Genomic DNA, 1,095 nt, shown 5'->3' with positions numbered 1-1,095 from the left:
GGCGTGCGCGATCCAGCCGATCTCGATGCGTTCGTCGACGTCGAGGGGGATGGCGACGATCTCGGGGTCGAGATCGTCGCTGATGAGTCCGGTGGAGATCGTGTACCCGCCCAGGCCGATCATGAGGTTGAAGATCGTCGCTCGGTCCGAGACGCGGATCTCCCGCTTGCTCGACATCGTCGACAGGATATCCTCCGCCAGGTAGAAGGAGTTGTTCGCGCCCTGGTCGAACGTGAGCCGAGGCAGGTCGGCGAGGTCCTCGAGGGTCGCACGCTCCCGTGACGCGAGCGGGTTCCGCCGGGCCACGAAGATGTGCGGCTGCGCGACGAAGAGCGGTGTGAACACGACCCCGGCGTCCCGCAGCAGCTTGCCGAGCACCTGCTTGTTGAAGTCGTTGCGGTAGAGGATGCCCACCTCGCTGCGCAGGGTGCGGACGAGTAGTGCTGGGCGGACACCCCGAGCAGCCGACGCGACCGCTGGCCGCCGACGTACCGCTGCCCGAGCAGGGAGACCTGCTCGACGACCTGCCGGGCGTACCCGAGGAACTCGACGCCGTCGACGGTGAGCACGACCCCTCGGGCCGACCGGGTGAACAGCGGGCGCCCGATCCGCGTCTCCAGGTCCTTCATCGCCGCGGACATCGTCGGCTGCGACACGTAGAGCAGGTCGGCCGCGGCGCTGATCGAGCCCTCCGTCGCGACCTCGATGAAGTACCGGAGCTGCTGCAGGGTGATGTCGTTCGAGACCCGGGCCATAGGCCGAGGCTATACCGGTGCATAGCGTCTCGGTATTACCTGATGGCTCACCATTCCCGCCATGATCGATGCATCCTTCCCACCGCGCCCACGGGCCGCTCGACGAACAGATTGCCGACCATGGCGAACGACCTCACCTTCAGCATCACCCGGACCCGGTTCGACGAGGACTACTCCCCCGCCGACAGCTCCCGGCTGACCACGAACTTCGCCAACCTGGCGCGCGGCGAGCACCGTCAGCAGAACCTCCGCGCTGCGCTGGCGATGATCGACGGGCGAGCGAACGAGCTGGCCGCGGCGCACGACCGCTACCGTCTGCAGCTCGACATCGTCTCGGTAG

At 67.3% G+C, this 1,095-nt stretch carries 1 protein-coding gene and 1 pseudogene; one reads left to right on the top strand and one right to left on the bottom strand.

The window, feature by feature from the left end; translation table 11 throughout:
• Positions 1-755, bottom strand: a pseudogene (locus tag BACI9J_RS23495) (LysR family transcriptional regulator); the annotation flags it as partial.
• Between the two features lie 120 nt (positions 756-875).
• Here BACI9J_RS23495 and BACI9J_RS23490 point away from each other — a divergent pair.
• Positions 876-1,095 (top strand): putative oxygenase MesX (locus BACI9J_RS23490; RefSeq protein ID WP_159736730.1); only part of this gene is annotated, 220 nt, incomplete at its 3' end.

This window comes from Arthrobacter sp. 9V, assembly GCF_902506065.1.
Taxonomy (GTDB): Bacteria; Actinomycetota; Actinomycetes; order Actinomycetales; family Micrococcaceae; genus Arthrobacter.
This window is presented reverse-complemented; position numbering and strand designations above follow the sequence as displayed.